Source organism: Nocardioides sp. DN36 (assembly GCF_055380375.1).
The window spans coordinates 222,844-237,144 of record NZ_AP043823.1 but is presented as its reverse complement, the minus strand read 5'-3'; the positions used below and the strand labels follow the sequence as shown (position 1 = coordinate 237,144).

At 72.7% G+C, this 14,301-nt stretch carries 13 protein-coding genes; 2 read left to right on the top strand and 11 right to left on the bottom strand.

Annotation, left to right across the window (positions count from 1 at the left end):
• Positions 1-4 precede the first annotated feature (4 nt).
• The 8 genes from mtrA to ACZ43H_RS02010 all read right to left on the bottom strand — a co-directional run bounded on the left by mtrA (position 5) and on the right by ACZ43H_RS02010 (position 7,550).
• Positions 5-718, bottom strand: coding sequence for an MtrAB system response regulator MtrA (mtrA, locus tag ACZ43H_RS02045; protein WP_464587351.1), 714 nt, complete (start codon positions 716-718; stop codon positions 5-7).
• Positions 719-829: 111 nt separating this feature from the next.
• Positions 830-2,260: an adenosylhomocysteinase gene (gene ahcY / locus ACZ43H_RS02040; protein ID WP_464587350.1), complete on the bottom strand. Its 1,431-nt coding sequence runs from the start codon at positions 2,258-2,260 to the stop codon at positions 830-832.
• A 131-nt stretch (positions 2,261-2,391) separates the two neighbouring features.
• Positions 2,392-3,384, bottom strand: a complete 993-nt coding sequence (locus tag ACZ43H_RS02035) for a cation diffusion facilitator family transporter (protein WP_464587349.1) — start codon at positions 3,382-3,384, stop codon at positions 2,392-2,394.
• A gap of 10 nt (positions 3,385-3,394) precedes the next feature.
• Positions 3,395-4,525: an acyltransferase family protein gene (locus ACZ43H_RS02030; protein WP_464587348.1), complete on the bottom strand. Its 1,131-nt coding sequence runs from the start codon at positions 4,523-4,525 to the stop codon at positions 3,395-3,397.
• 29 nt (positions 4,526-4,554) lie between these two features.
• Positions 4,555-5,586: an SIS domain-containing protein gene (locus ACZ43H_RS02025; protein ID WP_464587346.1), complete on the bottom strand. Its 1,032-nt coding sequence runs from the start codon at positions 5,584-5,586 to the stop codon at positions 4,555-4,557.
• A 20-nt stretch (positions 5,587-5,606) separates the two neighbouring features.
• Positions 5,607-5,771, bottom strand: a complete 165-nt coding sequence (locus ACZ43H_RS02020) for a Trm112 family protein (protein ID WP_445322250.1) — start codon at positions 5,769-5,771, stop codon at positions 5,607-5,609.
• Positions 5,768-7,147, bottom strand: coding sequence for a phosphomannomutase/phosphoglucomutase (locus tag ACZ43H_RS02015; protein ID WP_464587344.1), 1,380 nt, complete (start codon positions 7,145-7,147; stop codon positions 5,768-5,770). The genes ACZ43H_RS02020 and ACZ43H_RS02015 overlap by 4 nt, the downstream gene beginning before the upstream one ends.
• Positions 7,148-7,184: 37 nt before the next feature.
• Positions 7,185-7,550, bottom strand: a complete 366-nt coding sequence (locus ACZ43H_RS02010; RefSeq protein WP_464587342.1) for a DUF3499 domain-containing protein — start codon at positions 7,548-7,550, stop codon at positions 7,185-7,187.
• Positions 7,551-7,599: 49 nt separating this feature from the next.
• Here ACZ43H_RS02010 and ACZ43H_RS02005 point away from each other — a divergent pair, with 49 nt between their 5' ends.
• Both ACZ43H_RS02005 and ACZ43H_RS02000 read left to right on the top strand, forming a co-directional pair.
• Entirely contained in the window at positions 7,600-8,052 is a 453-nt protein-coding gene (locus ACZ43H_RS02005) for a metallopeptidase family protein (protein WP_464587340.1), read from the top strand.
• 59 nt (positions 8,053-8,111) lie between these two features.
• Positions 8,112-9,353 carry an IS110 family RNA-guided transposase gene (locus tag ACZ43H_RS02000; RefSeq protein WP_464587339.1) on the top strand — a complete coding sequence of 414 codons (1,242 nt, stop codon included), beginning with the start codon at positions 8,112-8,114 and terminating at the stop codon, positions 9,351-9,353.
• Between the two features lie 239 nt (positions 9,354-9,592).
• Here the strand turns inward: ACZ43H_RS02000 and ACZ43H_RS01995 are convergent, their stop codons facing one another.
• The 3 genes from ACZ43H_RS01995 to ACZ43H_RS01985 form a co-directional block, all read right to left on the bottom strand.
• Positions 9,593-10,984, bottom strand: a complete 1,392-nt coding sequence (locus ACZ43H_RS01995) for a DUF5719 family protein (protein ID WP_464587337.1) — start codon at positions 10,982-10,984, stop codon at positions 9,593-9,595.
• Positions 10,981-13,881, bottom strand: coding sequence for a glycosyltransferase family 2 protein (locus ACZ43H_RS01990; protein ID WP_464587336.1), 2,901 nt, complete (start codon positions 13,879-13,881; stop codon positions 10,981-10,983). The genes ACZ43H_RS01995 and ACZ43H_RS01990 overlap by 4 nt, the downstream gene beginning before the upstream one ends.
• A gap of 100 nt (positions 13,882-13,981) precedes the next feature.
• On the bottom strand, positions 13,982-14,236 hold the full coding sequence (locus ACZ43H_RS01985; RefSeq protein ID WP_379179398.1) for a WhiB family transcriptional regulator: 255 nt from the start codon (positions 14,234-14,236) through the stop codon (positions 13,982-13,984).
• Positions 14,237-14,301: the final 65 nt, after the last annotated feature.

Below are 14,301 nucleotides of genomic sequence, written 5' to 3'. Positions count from 1 at the left end.
GGGATCAGGCGTTCCCGGCCTTGTACCCCACGCCACGCACGGTCACGACGATCTCGGGGTTCTCGGGGTCGTGCTCGACCTTGGAGCGCAGCCGCTGCACGTGCACGTTGACCAGGCGGGTGTCGGCGGCGTGCCGGTAACCCCACACCTGCTCGAGCAGGACCTCGCGGGTGAACACCTGCCAGGGCTTGCGGGCCAGGCACACCAGGAGGTCGAACTCGAGGGGGGTCAGGCTGATCGGCGCTCCCCGGCGGGTCACCGAGTGGCCGGCCACGTCGATGGTGAGGTCGCCGATGGTCAGCGACTCGTGCGTGGGAGCCTCGTTGCGGCGGACCCGCGCGCGGATCCGGGCGACGAGCTCCTTGGGCTTGAAGGGCTTGACGACGTAGTCGTCCGCGCCGGACTCCAGGCCGACCACGACGTCGACGGTGTCCCCCTTGGCCGTGAGCATCACGATCGGCACGCCCGACTCGGCGCGGATCTCCTTGCAGACGTCGATGCCGTCACGGCCCGGCAGCATCAGGTCCAGGAGGACGAGGTCGGGCCGGTAGTCGCGGAACTCGTCCATGGCGAGGTCACCGCGCGTGCACATCCGGCTGTCGAACCCCTCCTGACGCAGCACGATGGTGAGCATCTCCGCGAGGGAGGCGTCGTCGTCGACGACCAGGATGCGTCCCTTCCAGGCGTTGTCTGCCGAAGGGCCAGCGGGCTGGGTCATGGCTCAATCTTGCCAGCCGTCCGTCGGGATCGTGGCAGGAGACGGCAACGAGGCCGTCCGCGCAGTGCGCGGACGGCCTCGTCGGGAACCCGGATCGGACCGGGTCGTGGATCAGTAGCGGTACTCGTCGGACTTGTACGGCCCGGCGACGTCGACGCCGAGGTAGGCGGCCTGCTCGTCGCTGAGGGTCGTCAGCTTCACGCCCAGCGACTCGAGGTGGAGGCGGGCCACCTCCTCGTCGAGGTGCTTGGGCAGCACGTAGACGCCGACCGGGTACTCCTCGGGCTTGGTGAAGAGCTCGACCTGGGCCAGCACCTGGTTGGTGAACGAGTTCGACATCACGAACGACGGGTGGCCGGTCGCGTTGCCGAGGTTCATCAGCCGACCCTCGGACAGGACGATGATCGAGGTGCCGGTGGGGAAGGTCCACACGTCGACCTGCGGCTTGACGGTCTTGCGCACGACGCCGTCGTACGACTCGAGGCCGGCCATGTCGATCTCGTTGTCGAAGTGGCCGATGTTGCCCAGGATCGCCTGGTGCTTCATCTTCGCCATCTGCTCGACGGTGACGACGTCCTTGTTGCCGGTCGCGGTGATGATGATGTCGGCGACCTCGAGCACGTTGTCGAGGGTGTCGACCTGGTAGCCGTCCATCGCGGCCTGAAGCGCGCAGATCGGGTCGATCTCGGTGACGATGACGCGGGCACCCTGGCCGCGCAGCGACTCCGCGCAGCCCTTGCCGACGTCGCCGTAGCCGCAGACGACCGCGACCTTGCCGCCGATCAGGACGTCGGTGGCGCGGTTGATGCCATCGATCAGCGAGTGGCGGCAGCCGTACTTGTTGTCGAACTTCGACTTGGTGACCGAGTCGTTGACGTTGATGGCCGGGAAGAGCAGCGAGCCTTCCTTCATCATGTCGTAGAGCCGGTGGACACCGGTGGTGGTCTCCTCGGTCACGCCCTTGATCTCGTTGGCGATCTTGGTCCAGCGGTCGTCGCTCTCGGCGAGCGAGGCCTGGAGGACCTCGAAGATGACCTTCTGCTCGTGGCTCTTGGCGGTGGCCGGGTCGGGGGCCTTGCCCGACTTCTCGGCCTCGACACCGAGGTGGACGAGCAGGGTGGCGTCACCACCGTCGTCGAGGATCATGTTGGCGAAGGTGCCCTCGGGCCACTGCAGGATCTGCTGGGTGCACCACCAGTACTCCTCCAGGGTCTCGCCCTTCCAGGCGAAGACCGGGACGCCCTGGGGGTCCTCCGGGGTGCCGTTCGGGCCCACGGCCACGGCGGCAGCCGCGTGGTCCTGGGTCGAGAAGATGTTGCAGGAGGCCCAGCGGACCTCGGCGCCGAGCGCGACGAGCGTCTCGATCAGCACCGCCGTCTGGATCGTCATGTGCAGCGAGCCGGCGATGCGGGCCCCGGCGAGCGGCTTGGAGTCGCCGTAGCGGGCGCGCATGGCCATCAGGCCAGGCATCTCGTGCTCGGCGAGCTGGATCTCGGTGCGGCCGTAGTCGGCCAGGCTGAGGTCGGCGACCTTGTAGTCCATGAACTGCCCCCTGTGTCCGGGTGTCTCGTGGCTGTGCCATCGAGATTAGAACGCCGGACGTCAGGTTGCAGAATCCTCGACGCCTCCGGCTCCGAACACGGATGGGGGGCGTGCGCGCCCGCGCCTCTGGCTCAGTGGCCTGCCGGCGCCGGCGGCTCGGGACGCTCCGCGGGGACGTAGTCGCTGCGGTAGATGTCGGGCTCGAGGTAGATGACCTGCGCCGTGGGCTCGGCCGCGCGCACCGCCTGCTCGGCCCGGTCGATGGCCTCGGCCACCACGTCGGCCGTGGCGCCCGCCGGCACGCCGATCTTCGCCGCGACCAGGAGCTCCTCGGGGCCGAGGTGCATCGTCTTCATGTGGATGATCCGCTCGACCCCGTCCGTCGTCTGGAGGGCGTCGGCGATCCGGCGCTGCGCCGGCAGGCTCGCGGACTCCCCCAGCAGCAGGCTCTTGGTCTCCATGCCCAGCACCACGGCGACCGCCACCAGCAGCAGGCCGATCAGGGCGGTGCCGATCACGTCGTAGTAGAGGTTCTCGGTGACCAGCGAGAGCACGACCGCCACGAAGGCGAAGCCGAGCCCGACCAGCGCGGCGAAGTCCTCGAGCAGGATCACCGGCAGCTCGGGCTGCTTCGCCCGCCGGATGAACTGCGGGAACGTCGCGCCGCCCTTGATCTTGTTGGTCTCCGCGATCGCGGTCCGGAACGACAGCCCCTCGAGCACGATCGCGATGCCCAGCACCAGCGGCGGCACCCACCACCAGCGGCTGTCGAGGATGGAGTCCGCCGGGTGCCCGTGGGCCGCGTGGATCTCGTGGTACTTGTGGTAGGCCTCGTAGAGGGCGAACAGTCCGCCCACGCTGAACAGCACGATCGAGACGATGAACGAGTAGACGTAGCGCTCGCGCCCGTAGCCGAACGGGTGCTGCGGGGTGGCGTCCTTCTGGGCCTTCTTCCCGCCGAGGAGGAGCAGGACCTGGTTCCCCGAGTCGGCCACGGAGTGGATCGCCTCGGCGAGCATCGAGCTCACCCCGGTGAGGAAGAACGCGACGAACTTCGTGACCGCGATGCCCAGGTTCGCGAACAGCGCCGCGACGACCGCCTTGGTTCCACCCTCTGCCGACATGCGCGGAAGGCTATCGGGTCGGGTCGGTCTCCCGGCTGGCGAGTGCCTCGGGCTTCGCGACCGCCGCCACGACCTCCGGGGCCTCGCCGGTGGCGACCTCGGCGCTCACGGCGGTGAGCTCCACCGCGTGGAAGACCCGGTGCTCGGCGGAGCCGAACGGGTCGACGGCCAGGTCCAGGCGGCGCGCCAGCGGGCTCCAGGCCAGACCCAGCGCGAGAGCCACGGCGGCCACGGTCGTGAGCACCAGCGCCACCCCGGCGTGGTGCTCGGCCCAGCCCGGGTAGCCGGCGTACGAGAAGGACTTCACGACGAACCCGTGGAACAGGTAGACCACCAGGGTCCAGGTGCCCATCGTGGTGAACCAGCCGCGCACCCGGGGCACCAGGGCGAAGAACGACCAGGCGCCCAGGGTGCCGACCACCAGCAGAACCGCCCGGGTGACGAAGGCGCGTGTGTCACTGACGTCGAGCTCGCCGTAGGTCGAGCGGTAGTAGAGCCACTCGGTCTGCGCCCAGGTGTCGGTCCAGGTGGTCAGCACGAGGATCGTCAGCAGCACCACCACCGCGGCGATCTGCGACGGCCGGCGCCGGAGCAGCTCGAGGCGCTCGGGCGTGGCCTTGAGGCCCATCACGAAGAACGGCAGCAGGCCCAGCACCCGGGCCATGTCGAGGGTGTCGCCGGCCCGCAGCCCGGCGAGGATGCTGATCGCCACGGCCACCGCCAGGCCGCCCCACATCGGCTTGAAGATCGGCGTCATCAGCCGCCAGAAGAACAGCGCCGAGAGGTACCACATCGGCCAGTGCGGGTCCTGGAACAGGCCGGCCAGCTCCTCGCCGCCGACGTAGATGCGGAACAGCGCGAGCGCGAGCTCGAAGACCAGGTAGGGGACGACGACACCCTTGAAGAGGCCCCACATCCGTGGCGAGGTCCAGGTGAAGGACCGGGAGAGGTAGCCGGTGACGAAGACGAACGCCGGCACGTGCCAGGCGTAGAGGAAGTCGTAGAGGTGGTCGACGACGACGTTGTGTGGGAGCAGGGTCCAGGAGTGGCCGACGACCACCAGGGTGACCAGGGCCATCTTGGCGTTGTCGAACCAGGGGTCGCGGGCGCGCTTGGATGCGGCAGGAGTCGGGGAAGCCACCTCGAGAACCTACCCAGCCGGCGACGAGGTCAATCCTCGACGAGCCCCAACCTGAGGTACGCCGCGGCGTAGGTCCCGCTCAGCATCAGCGAGGCGTACCGGGCCACCTCGGTCGGGGCATCGGCGGTCAAGGCCTCGACGCGTACGCCGCGCGCCGCGGCCGCCGCCTCCAGCCGGCCGCGCTGCTCGCTGACCACGGGGTCGTCGGCGCCGTCGTCGAGCACCAGCAGCATCGGTCGCCGCTCGGCGGGCTCCTCCGCGAACGGGTCGTCGAAGACGTCGCGGGCCCTGGTCGCCTCGATCACGGGCAGCAGGTGCTCGGCGTCACCGGCCAGGGCGGTGCGCCCGCTGGCCCGTCGGATCGACTCGGCCACCCGGCGGGCGGCACGGGCCGCCAGCACCGATCCGCCCCACACCAGCGGAGTGGCGTCGGCGAGCGCGATCGCCAGCATCTTGGCCGGGTTGACCGCGAGGTCGCGGTGGGGCGAGCAGGCGATCGCCACCCCGTCGAGCGCCTCGGCCACCACCTCGGCGTCGGCCCGCGGACCCAGGCCGACCCGGTCGAGGTACTCCAGCATCACGACCGCAGTCGCCAGCTGGTCGCGGGTGACGGTCGGCAGCAGCGTCGCCCAGCGGCCGACCGCGTGGTCGGCGACCAGGGAGCCGGGCGGACAGGCGACGACGACCTGGCAGCCGCGACGCACCGCCTCGGCGACCGCGGAGGCCGTGCCGGTGTCGGCGCCGTCGGGCGCCAGCACCACGACGAGGTCCAGGCTGCCGGCCCAGCCCGGGAGCATCGGTCCGGGCCAGGCGACGAACGGCACCGGGCACCACGGCTCGAGGACGGCCCGCAGCAGCCGGGAGTCCGGCCCCGCCGCGATCACCGCCCGGGGTCGGGCCTGGTCCTGGCTGCGGGCGACCGCCTCGGCGGCCGCGGCCGCGGCGTCGATCGACTCCCGGCGGACCCGGGCGCCCGCCTCGGCCAGCGGTCGCAGGACCGCGTCCTGCGCGGCCAGGACCGCCTCGTCATCGAGCCGGGACTCGTCGAACCAGGTCGCCATTGCCACTCCCCTCGCGCCGGTCAGGCCGGCTTGCGTGCCTCGTCGACCAGCAGCACCGGGATGTCGTCGCGGACGGGATAGGCCAGGCCGCACCCGGTGCAGACCAGCTCCTCGCCGGCCGGCTCGAGCGAGGCGCGGCACTTCGGGCAGACGATGATCGCCAGCAGTGCGGGGTCGATGTTCATGGGCGGTCTCTCCTGATGATCGCGAGGACGGCGTCGCGGACCTGCACCATCGTGGCCTGGTCGCGACCTTCTGCGTTCAGCCGCAGCAGCGGCTCGGTGTTGGACGGGCGGACGTTGAACCACCAGTCGGGGTGGCTCACCGTGAGCCCGTCCAGCCGGTCGGTGGTCACCCCCTCCCGGTGCGCGAAGGCGTCCTCGACCTCGGCGACCGCCGCCGCCTGGTCGTCGACCGTCGAGTTGATCTCCCCGCTGACGACGTACCGCTCGTAGTCGGCGAGGAGCTCCGAGAGGGTGCCCTCGTAGCCGGCGAGCGCGCCGAGCGCGTGGAGGGCCGCGAGCATGCCCGAGTCGGCGCGCCAGAAGTCCCGGAAGTAGAAGTGCCCGCTGTGCTCACCGCCGAAGATCGCGTCGGTCTCGGCCATGGTGCCCTTGATGAAGGAGTGCCCGACGCGGGTCCGGACCGGGTGGCCCCCCAGCTCGGTGACGATCTCCGGGACCGCCCGGCTCGTGATCAGGTTGTGGATCACCGTGGCCCCCGGCTCCCGGGCCAGCTCGCGGGCCGCGATCAGCGCGGTGAGCGTGGACGGCGAGACGGCCTCGCCGCGCTCGTCGACGAGGAAGCAGCGGTCGGCGTCGCCGTCGAAGGCCAGACCGAGGTCGGCGCGCTCGGCGACCACGCGCTTGCGCAGGTCGACGAGGGTGTCGGGGTCGATCGGGTTCGCCTCGTGGTTCGGGAAGGTGCCGTCGAGCTCGAAGTACATCGGCACGACCTCGACCTGGTCCTCGCCGAGCCGGCCGAAGACCGCGGGTGCCGTGTGCCCGGCCATCCCGTTGCCGGCGTCCACGACGACCTTGAGCCGGCGTCCCCGGACCGGGGCCAGCGACACCAGGTGCGCGGCGTACGCCTCGAGGACGTCGTGGCTGGTGATCGTGCCGGGTTGGGCGGCACAGCCGGCGCCGCCGGAGGCCACCCGGTCCCGGATCTCGGCCAGGCCGGTGTCCATGCCGACCGGCTGCGCGCCGGACCGGCACATCTTGATGCCGTTGTAGCGGGCCGGGTTGTGGCTCGCGGTGAACATCACGCCCGGGTGGCCGAGGTGGCCGGAGGCGAAGTACAGCTGGTCGGTGGAGGCGAGGCCCACCAGCACCACGTCGGCGCCCGCCTCCGTGGCGCCCTCGGCGAACGCACCGGCCAGACCGGGCGAGCTCGGTCGCATGTCGTGCCCGACGACGACCGTGCGGGCGCCCAGGACCTGCACGAACGCGCGCCCGGTGGCGTGGGCCAGCCGCTCGTCGACCTGGGCGGGGACGACCCCACGCACGTCGTACGCCTTGAAGACGGCGTCGAGGTTTGCGGGATCGAGCGTGTTGGGCATGGCCGGAGCCTAGTGTGCGCGGCGTCGCCGGCGTCGGTCAGTCCGTGCTGAGCATGCGCAGGTGCCCGCGACGACCGATCTCCCGGCCGGTCTCCTCGGCCGGCGGCGTGGACCGGACCGGGACGGGAGCGGGGCGCGCCGCCTCGCGCACGGCGTCGGCGAGGGCCAGGAGGTCGTCGCTGGAGGGGCCCTGGGCCGCCGGGTCCGGGGCGAGCCGGAGCACCTCCCAGCCGCGCGGCGCCGAGAGCCGCTCGCTGTGCACGTCGCAGAGGTCGTAGGCGTGCGGCTCGGCGTACGTCGCGAGCGGCCCGAGCACCGCCGTCTGGTCGGCGTAGACGTAGGTCAGCGTGTTGACCGCGGTGCGGCCACAGGCAGTACGCGAACAGCGGCGGACAGGACTCACGCGGGGAACGGTACCCGCCGCACCAGCCGGGCCCGATTAGGCTCGCGGCGTGGACGACGCCAGCTCTCGCCCGACCCCGCAACGCCCCCGCCGGGACCGGCGCGGACGCGGCATGCGCGGCCCCGCGGTCGTGCCGCGCGACCCCGGCCGCCCGGAGCTGCGCACCGCGCGCGAGCGGTTCGACGACCTCGCGCTCGGCATCGTCACCGACATCGACGCGCGCTGGCAGGACCGCCTCGGCCTCGTGGAGTACGCCGTCGAGGACGCGCCTCAGATCCCCGACGACTGGGACTCCGGGACCGTGCCGCTGTCCTCGCTGGTGCGTGGAACCGGCGGCGAGCCCACGCGCCTCGTGCTGTTCCGACGCCCCATCGAGCACCGCTGCGAGACCCGCACCGACCTGGAGGCGATGGTGCTGACGGTCGTCGTCGAGCAGGTCGCCGAGCTGCTGGGCATCGAGGCCGAGCAGGTCGACCCGAGGTACGAGTCCGGCGACAGCTGATAGGTCGTGAGCTGTAGCTGAGAGGACTCTGGACGGGTCCGCTCACAAGGAGGCAGCTCATGGGCATGTTGGACGTTGCCCTGGATCCGGCGACGGTGGTCGTGGCCGTGGATCCGGGGAAGGTGATGAACCGGGTCTGGGTCAGCAATGGGACCGGTCTCCTGGAGGAACCGGTGTCGTTGCCGGTCGCCCGGTCGGGGATCGCGGCGCTGGAGAAGATGCTTGCCGCCCACGCTGGCGAGCGGGTGATCGCGATCGAGGCGACCGGCAGTCTGCACCGCGCATGGGCCGCCGAGCTCGAGCGGCTGCATCCGGGCTCGCTGCGGCTGTTCGCGCCATCGGAAACCAAGGCCGCCCGCACTCAGCTGGGGTCGGGTCGGTTCAAGACCGACGACCGAGACTGCGCCGCGCTGACCTACCTGGCTCGCCAGGGCGCCGGCCGACGCCAGGCCGAGCAAGCCGTGGTCGAGGAACTGCGCGCTGCGGTCAGGCATCGCCGCGGGCTGGTCGCTGACCGGAAGAAGGCCCAGCAGCGACTCCACGACCAGCTCAACGCCCTGTGCCCCGGCCTGTCCGCACCTGACGGCCACGCCGCGACGCTGGGTCGGGCGCTGCCGATCGAGACACCGACCGGCCAGGCAGTGCTCGCGTGCGCGGTCCGCTTCGCCGGGCGAGCACCGTCAACGCGTTCGCTGATCGCCAGGTCACCGGGCAGGCTGACCAAAGCGACCGCCGAGTACTGGGTCAGTCGGTGGCGCGATTGCCTCCCGCCGCCGCCGGACGCGGCTGCGCGAGCCGAACGGATGGGCCGGGACCTGGATCGCTACCGCCGACTGCTGGTCGACGTGGCGGCCGTCGAGGACGAGGTCGCGGCCCTGCTCGCTCGTACCGATGGCCAGGTCCTGACCAGCCTGCCGGGTGTGGCCGTGAACCGCGCTGCTGCATTCGCTGCGCACAGCCTGGCCATCAGCCGGTTCCCCGACGCCGAGCACCTCTACTCAGCCACCGGCCTGGCGCCAGCGATGTACGAGTCCGCCACGATCCGCCGCCGCGGCCGAATCTCTCGTCAGGGTCTGGCCGAGCACCGCGACGCCCTGATGGGCATCGCCTGGGGCCTGTCGCTGTACTCGCCCTCGTTCGCCGACCGCAACGCCGAGCTGCGTGCCCGCGGAATGACGCCGATCCAGGCCCGCGTCGCGCTCGCCCGCAACGCCTGCCGACTGATCTACCGCATGCTCGTGACCCAACAACCCTTCGACGAAGAGGCGTATCGTCGAGGAAGGCTCAGCCGCGGACGGTGACGGCCACGTTAGCTATGCCGCTCGACGGCGCAACCTAGCTTGCCGCCCGTGCGCGCTGGGCCGCCTTCTACGGCGAACACGAAAGCCTGCCGACCACGGCGCCTGATCAGCCTGCCGACACCAGCGGCCCGCACCGGACTCCTCGATCCCGCTTCGTCGCGAACCCAAGCCGAGGTCCCCATCGACGCCCTCGGCCGATCCCGCACGCCCGCCGTCACACTTGACCGCTCGCGCGAAAGCTAGGGCAGGCCGGGGCGCACGTCCGGGACCAGCCCGCTGACGACCGGCTCGACCAGGGGGACGACGGCGGCGCCCCGTCCGGTGACGATCACGGCGCCGTGCACGCTGGTGCGCTCGGTCTCGACAGACACCAGCGTGGCGCCGGACGGCACCGTCACCACGGTGCCACGACCGGGCTGGACGTCCGCGCGGGTCCGCGCGAGCTCCTTCCCCGTCGACGAGCGGGCGACCACCGTCACGGCCCCGACCCCGCCGGCGCCGGCGAGGACGACCCGCTTGGCACCCTGGGGCACCACGGCCGTGGCCCCGCGGCGCACGGCGGGTCCGGGCACGGCGTGCGACAGGTCGCCGCCGGCGAAGGTCCGCAGCGTCGAGGCGACCGGCCCGGACGCGCTGACCTCGACCCCGACCACTCCGTCGGCGATGGCTGCCGGCAGCGCGGCCCCCAGCGAGACCCTGGCGACGCCCTGCGGCGGCACGCGCACCTCGTCGATCCCCTCGGGCGCGAAGATCGACTTCTCGCTCACGAAGCGCAGCGTGGCGCGGACCTCGCTGTCGCCGGGGTTGGCGATCGCGAGGGTACGCGTCCCGTCGCCCGCTCCCAGGCCCAGCAGGAAGCTGTCGGTGACCGGTTCGGCCTGGGCCGGCAGCCAGTCCGCGCTCGCCTGGCCCCGCCCGAGCTCGTCGGAGCTGTCGAGCACCGTGGCGCCCAGCCGTCCACGGGCGGTCACCACGTGGAGGGCGAGCTCGCCGCGGCGCGGCGCCACCTGGCCGAGGTCGAGGGACACGCTGCTGTGCCCGGGGACCGACACACCGCGCAACCGCGGGACGTCGACGGGCCCCGTCTGGGCGTACATGTTCACGTCGGCGACGGCCGGTCCCGCGTCGGGGTTGACCAGCTCCAGCACCGAGCCGTGCCGCGCACCGGCCCCGACACCGGTGAACCACTGGTCGGGCGACGTGGCCGGGCACGACGTGGCCGCGAGGTCGGCCGCGCCGCCGAAGCGGGCGCCGAGGAGACCGGGGGCGAGCGCGTCCTGGCCGGTGACCACGACCGGGCCGGTGCCGGCCTGCGCGGTCGTCACCTCACCCTCGGCGACGCTCGCCTTCGACTCGTCGTCGCCGGCGCGCAGGGCCACCTCGCCCCGGCCGCCCGCGGCCGCGGTCGAGAGGTACGTCGCGGGCGCGCCGGGCATCGCCGAGGGGCACACGACGGAGGCCGTGCTCAGGGACGTGCTGGTCGGCGGGTGGGAGTCCGAGGACTGCTCGTCGGCATGGACGAGCAGCAGGGAGGCCACGACGAGCAGCGGCAGCAGCAGGGCGAGCACCGTCGGCGTGTCGAGCTGGAGCCGGCTGCGCGAGGACCGGCGCCCGGGCGTGGTGCTGCTCATCGGCGTCGCCTCCGTTCACTGGTCGGTACGCAGTTCACCGCGATCACCACGAGCAGGATCGCCTGGAGCACGAGCAGCCCGATCCGCAGCCAGGAGCGCGGACCGTCGACCGCGTCCGGGTTCAGCGCGCGGTCCACCTGCCAGGCGCGGGTCGAGCGGTCCTCGGCGCTCGCCTGGGCGAGGCCTCCCGTGGCGTCGAGCGCGGAGGCGACGTCGCCGTCCGCCGGCGACGGCAGGACGACGTACTCGATGCCTCGTTCGGCGAGCAGGTCCACCACCGCGGGCGTGGGGCGCGACACGAGCGCGCGCACGGCCCGGGTGAAGCCGCTGTCCTCGGCGGAGAGGGCGATGACCTCGTCCTCGCCGAGCGTCACGCCGTCCCCGCGCCGGACGGTGTAGGTCAGGCCGCGGTCGACGTCGCCGCGGATCACGAGGATGCCGTGCTCGTCGCCGAGCATCGAGCTCTGGACCATGTAGGCCGGGATCCCCTCCCCGGCGGTCTCGTCGAGGCGGTCGTGGCCGCCGACGACGAACCAGCCCAGTCCGACGAGCGGGACGACCGCGGCGACGGCGACCACGGCGCCGCCGACCCACCGGCGCCAGGTGGCGACACCGGTCTCGCCGCGCTCGGTGCGGCCGCGGCCGAGCAGGCCGCCGGCGACCATGCTCTGGGCGCCGATCGAGGCGGCGACCACGAACGCGCCCTGGATGACCACCACGAGGAAGCCGAGACCCGCTCCGGTGCTCGTGGCGGCGAGGTCGAGGGTGAGGCTGCCCCAGACGACGGCGGTGACCGCCGCCACGGCGGCGACGATCCAGCAGACCAGCACCGGGATCCGGGTCGAGCGGGGCACCAGCGCCAGCACGGCCAGCACCGCGAGCACCACCCCCGGCCAGGAGGGCGCACCGAGGTCGCCGATCCGTCCGGCCAGCAGGTCCAGCGTGTCGACAGCGGCGACCGGCAGCCGGCCCGGCTCGAGGAAGAGGGCCTCGCCGGCCCCGTGCTGCAGCGCCGGCAGCCACCACGGCAGCAGCAGGAGCGGCACGGCACCCAGGGCCGCAGCGGGCGGACCCCAGGCCGAGCGGTCCCTCAGGGCCGAGCGGACCACGACGCCCGCGGCGGCGGTCACCACCAGGCCGAGGACGACCGCGAAGAACCACAGCCCGGGCGCGAACGCGGTACCGAGCGCGAGCAGCAGCGCCGTGCGCCAGGCAGCCCGCCAGCGCCGGTCGGCCTCCGGGTCGGCGAAGCCGAGGGCGGCATGGGCCAGCCAGGGCAGCACCGCGGCCACGGTGACGGCGCCGAAGCGCCCGTCGCCCCACGCCCCGCTGACCACCGGCACCAGCGCGTAGGTCGCCGCACCCCACAGCAGCAGCCAGCGGGGGGAGCCGGCCGGTGAGGCCAGTCGGCCGGCGACGCGCAGGAAGCGCCAGGCCCCCCACAGGCCGAGCGGCACCACCAGCACGAAGAGCGCCGTGACCACCGTTGACGGGCTGCCGCCGAGCAGGGTGGCGAGGGCCGCGAAGGGCAGCACGTACGCCGGTGCCGGGACCGCGGTCCCCTGCCCCAGCGGGTGCCACGACTCGGTCCACAACCCCCACCAGTCCCCGGCACTCGCCGGCACCGGTGACAGCCCGCCGCCGGCGAGGGAGTCGAAGGCCGAGCGGGCACCGACCACGGCCAGCACCACGAAGAGGGAGACGGCGATCGCCACCGGGTTGGTGAGGAACCGCGCCACGATCCCGGTGTCGTCGCCGAGCACGTCCTCGTCGTCCGGGTGGGCCGGACGACGGACCGCCGCCTGCGGCTGCGCCTCTGCCTTGGCGGCGCGGCGTCGCTCGGCGACGTCCTGCGCCTGGTTGGTGGCGGCCGAGAGCAGGTCGCCGAGGAAGTCGAGCCCGTGGCGGTAGGGCAGCCACGGTGGCGCGAGCAGCGGTCGTACGTCGGCGGGCGGGACCACCTGCCGCCCCTGTCGCGAACGACGGGCGGCGAGGATCTCGCGCGGCCTCCCGTAGAGCGACACCAGCGCCGCGAGCTCGTCGAGGGCCTCGCCGACGGAGCGCACCAGCAGGAAGCCGATCATCCGCAGGATGGTGCCGACGCCGAGGCGCAGCAGCTGGAAGGGCAGCGCGCGGGCGCGCGAGTTGACGAGCAGCGTGTAGAGCGCCGCCCGACGCTCCTGGTAGTGCGTGTGGCGGCCGGTGAGCGGCGTACGCCGGAGCCCGCGGTGCGCGGCCTCGGCGTGGAAGACGACGGCCTGGGGCACCACCAGGGTCTGGTGGCCGGCGGCCGCGGCGCGCCAGCCGAAGTCGAGGTCGTTCCCGAAGATGGGCAGCTGCTCGTCGAAGCCACCGAGCTCCTCCAGGACGCGGCGCCGCACGAGCATGCCGGCGGTGTTGACCGCCAGCACGGGACGAACCTGGTCGTGCTGACCCTGGTCGTACTCGCCGCGCTCGAGACCGGTCTCGCGACGACCGGTGCCGGAGATGGTCACCCCGAGCTCCAGGAGCCGCTTCAGCGAGGGCCACTCGCGCAGCTTCGGGCCGAGGACGTCGGCGTCCGGGTGCTCCTCGGCGGCCGCGAGCAGCGCGGCAAGGGCCCCGGGGTCGGGGTTCGAGTCGTCGTGGAGGATCCACACCCACTCGCAGTCCGCGCCCGAGGCGGTGAGCTGCTCGAGGGCGAGGCCCACGGCCCGGGGGAAGGAGGTGGAGCCGGGAGCCCGCACCACCTCACCGAAGGCGGACTCCAGCAGGGCGGCACTGCCGTCCTTGCTGCCGGTGTCCACCGCGACCACGCGCTCGACCGGAGCCACCTGGCTGCGCAGACCCTCCACCACGGCAGGGAGCCAGCGCTCCCCGTCATGGCTGACCAGCAGCGTCGCGACCGTCGTATGCACGACCAAGCACCCTAACGGCCGGGCCGTGCAGCGGGGTCGGCCCGGGTCGACCCGGACCGCCGCGTGTGCGCCCCGTCACCGGGACGCCCCCCCTACACGCTCAGACTGCGCGCTTCTTCAGCTTGCGGCGCTCTCTCTCGGAGAGACCACCCCAGATGCCGAAACGCTCGTCGTTCATCAGTGCGGACTCCAGACACTCGTCGCGCACTTCACACGTCAGGCAGACCTTCTTGGCCTCCCTGGTTGACCCTCCCTTTTCGGGGAAGAACGCCTCGGGGTCCGTCTGCGCGCACAGCGCGCGGTCCTGCCACCCCGCTTCTTCGGCGTCCCCGTCGAGGAGAAAGAGTTCTCTCACGGCACTCGCCCTTTCGACCCGGTACTGCACCCATCCCACCCGTGGCCCCTCGCGGGCCGAGATCC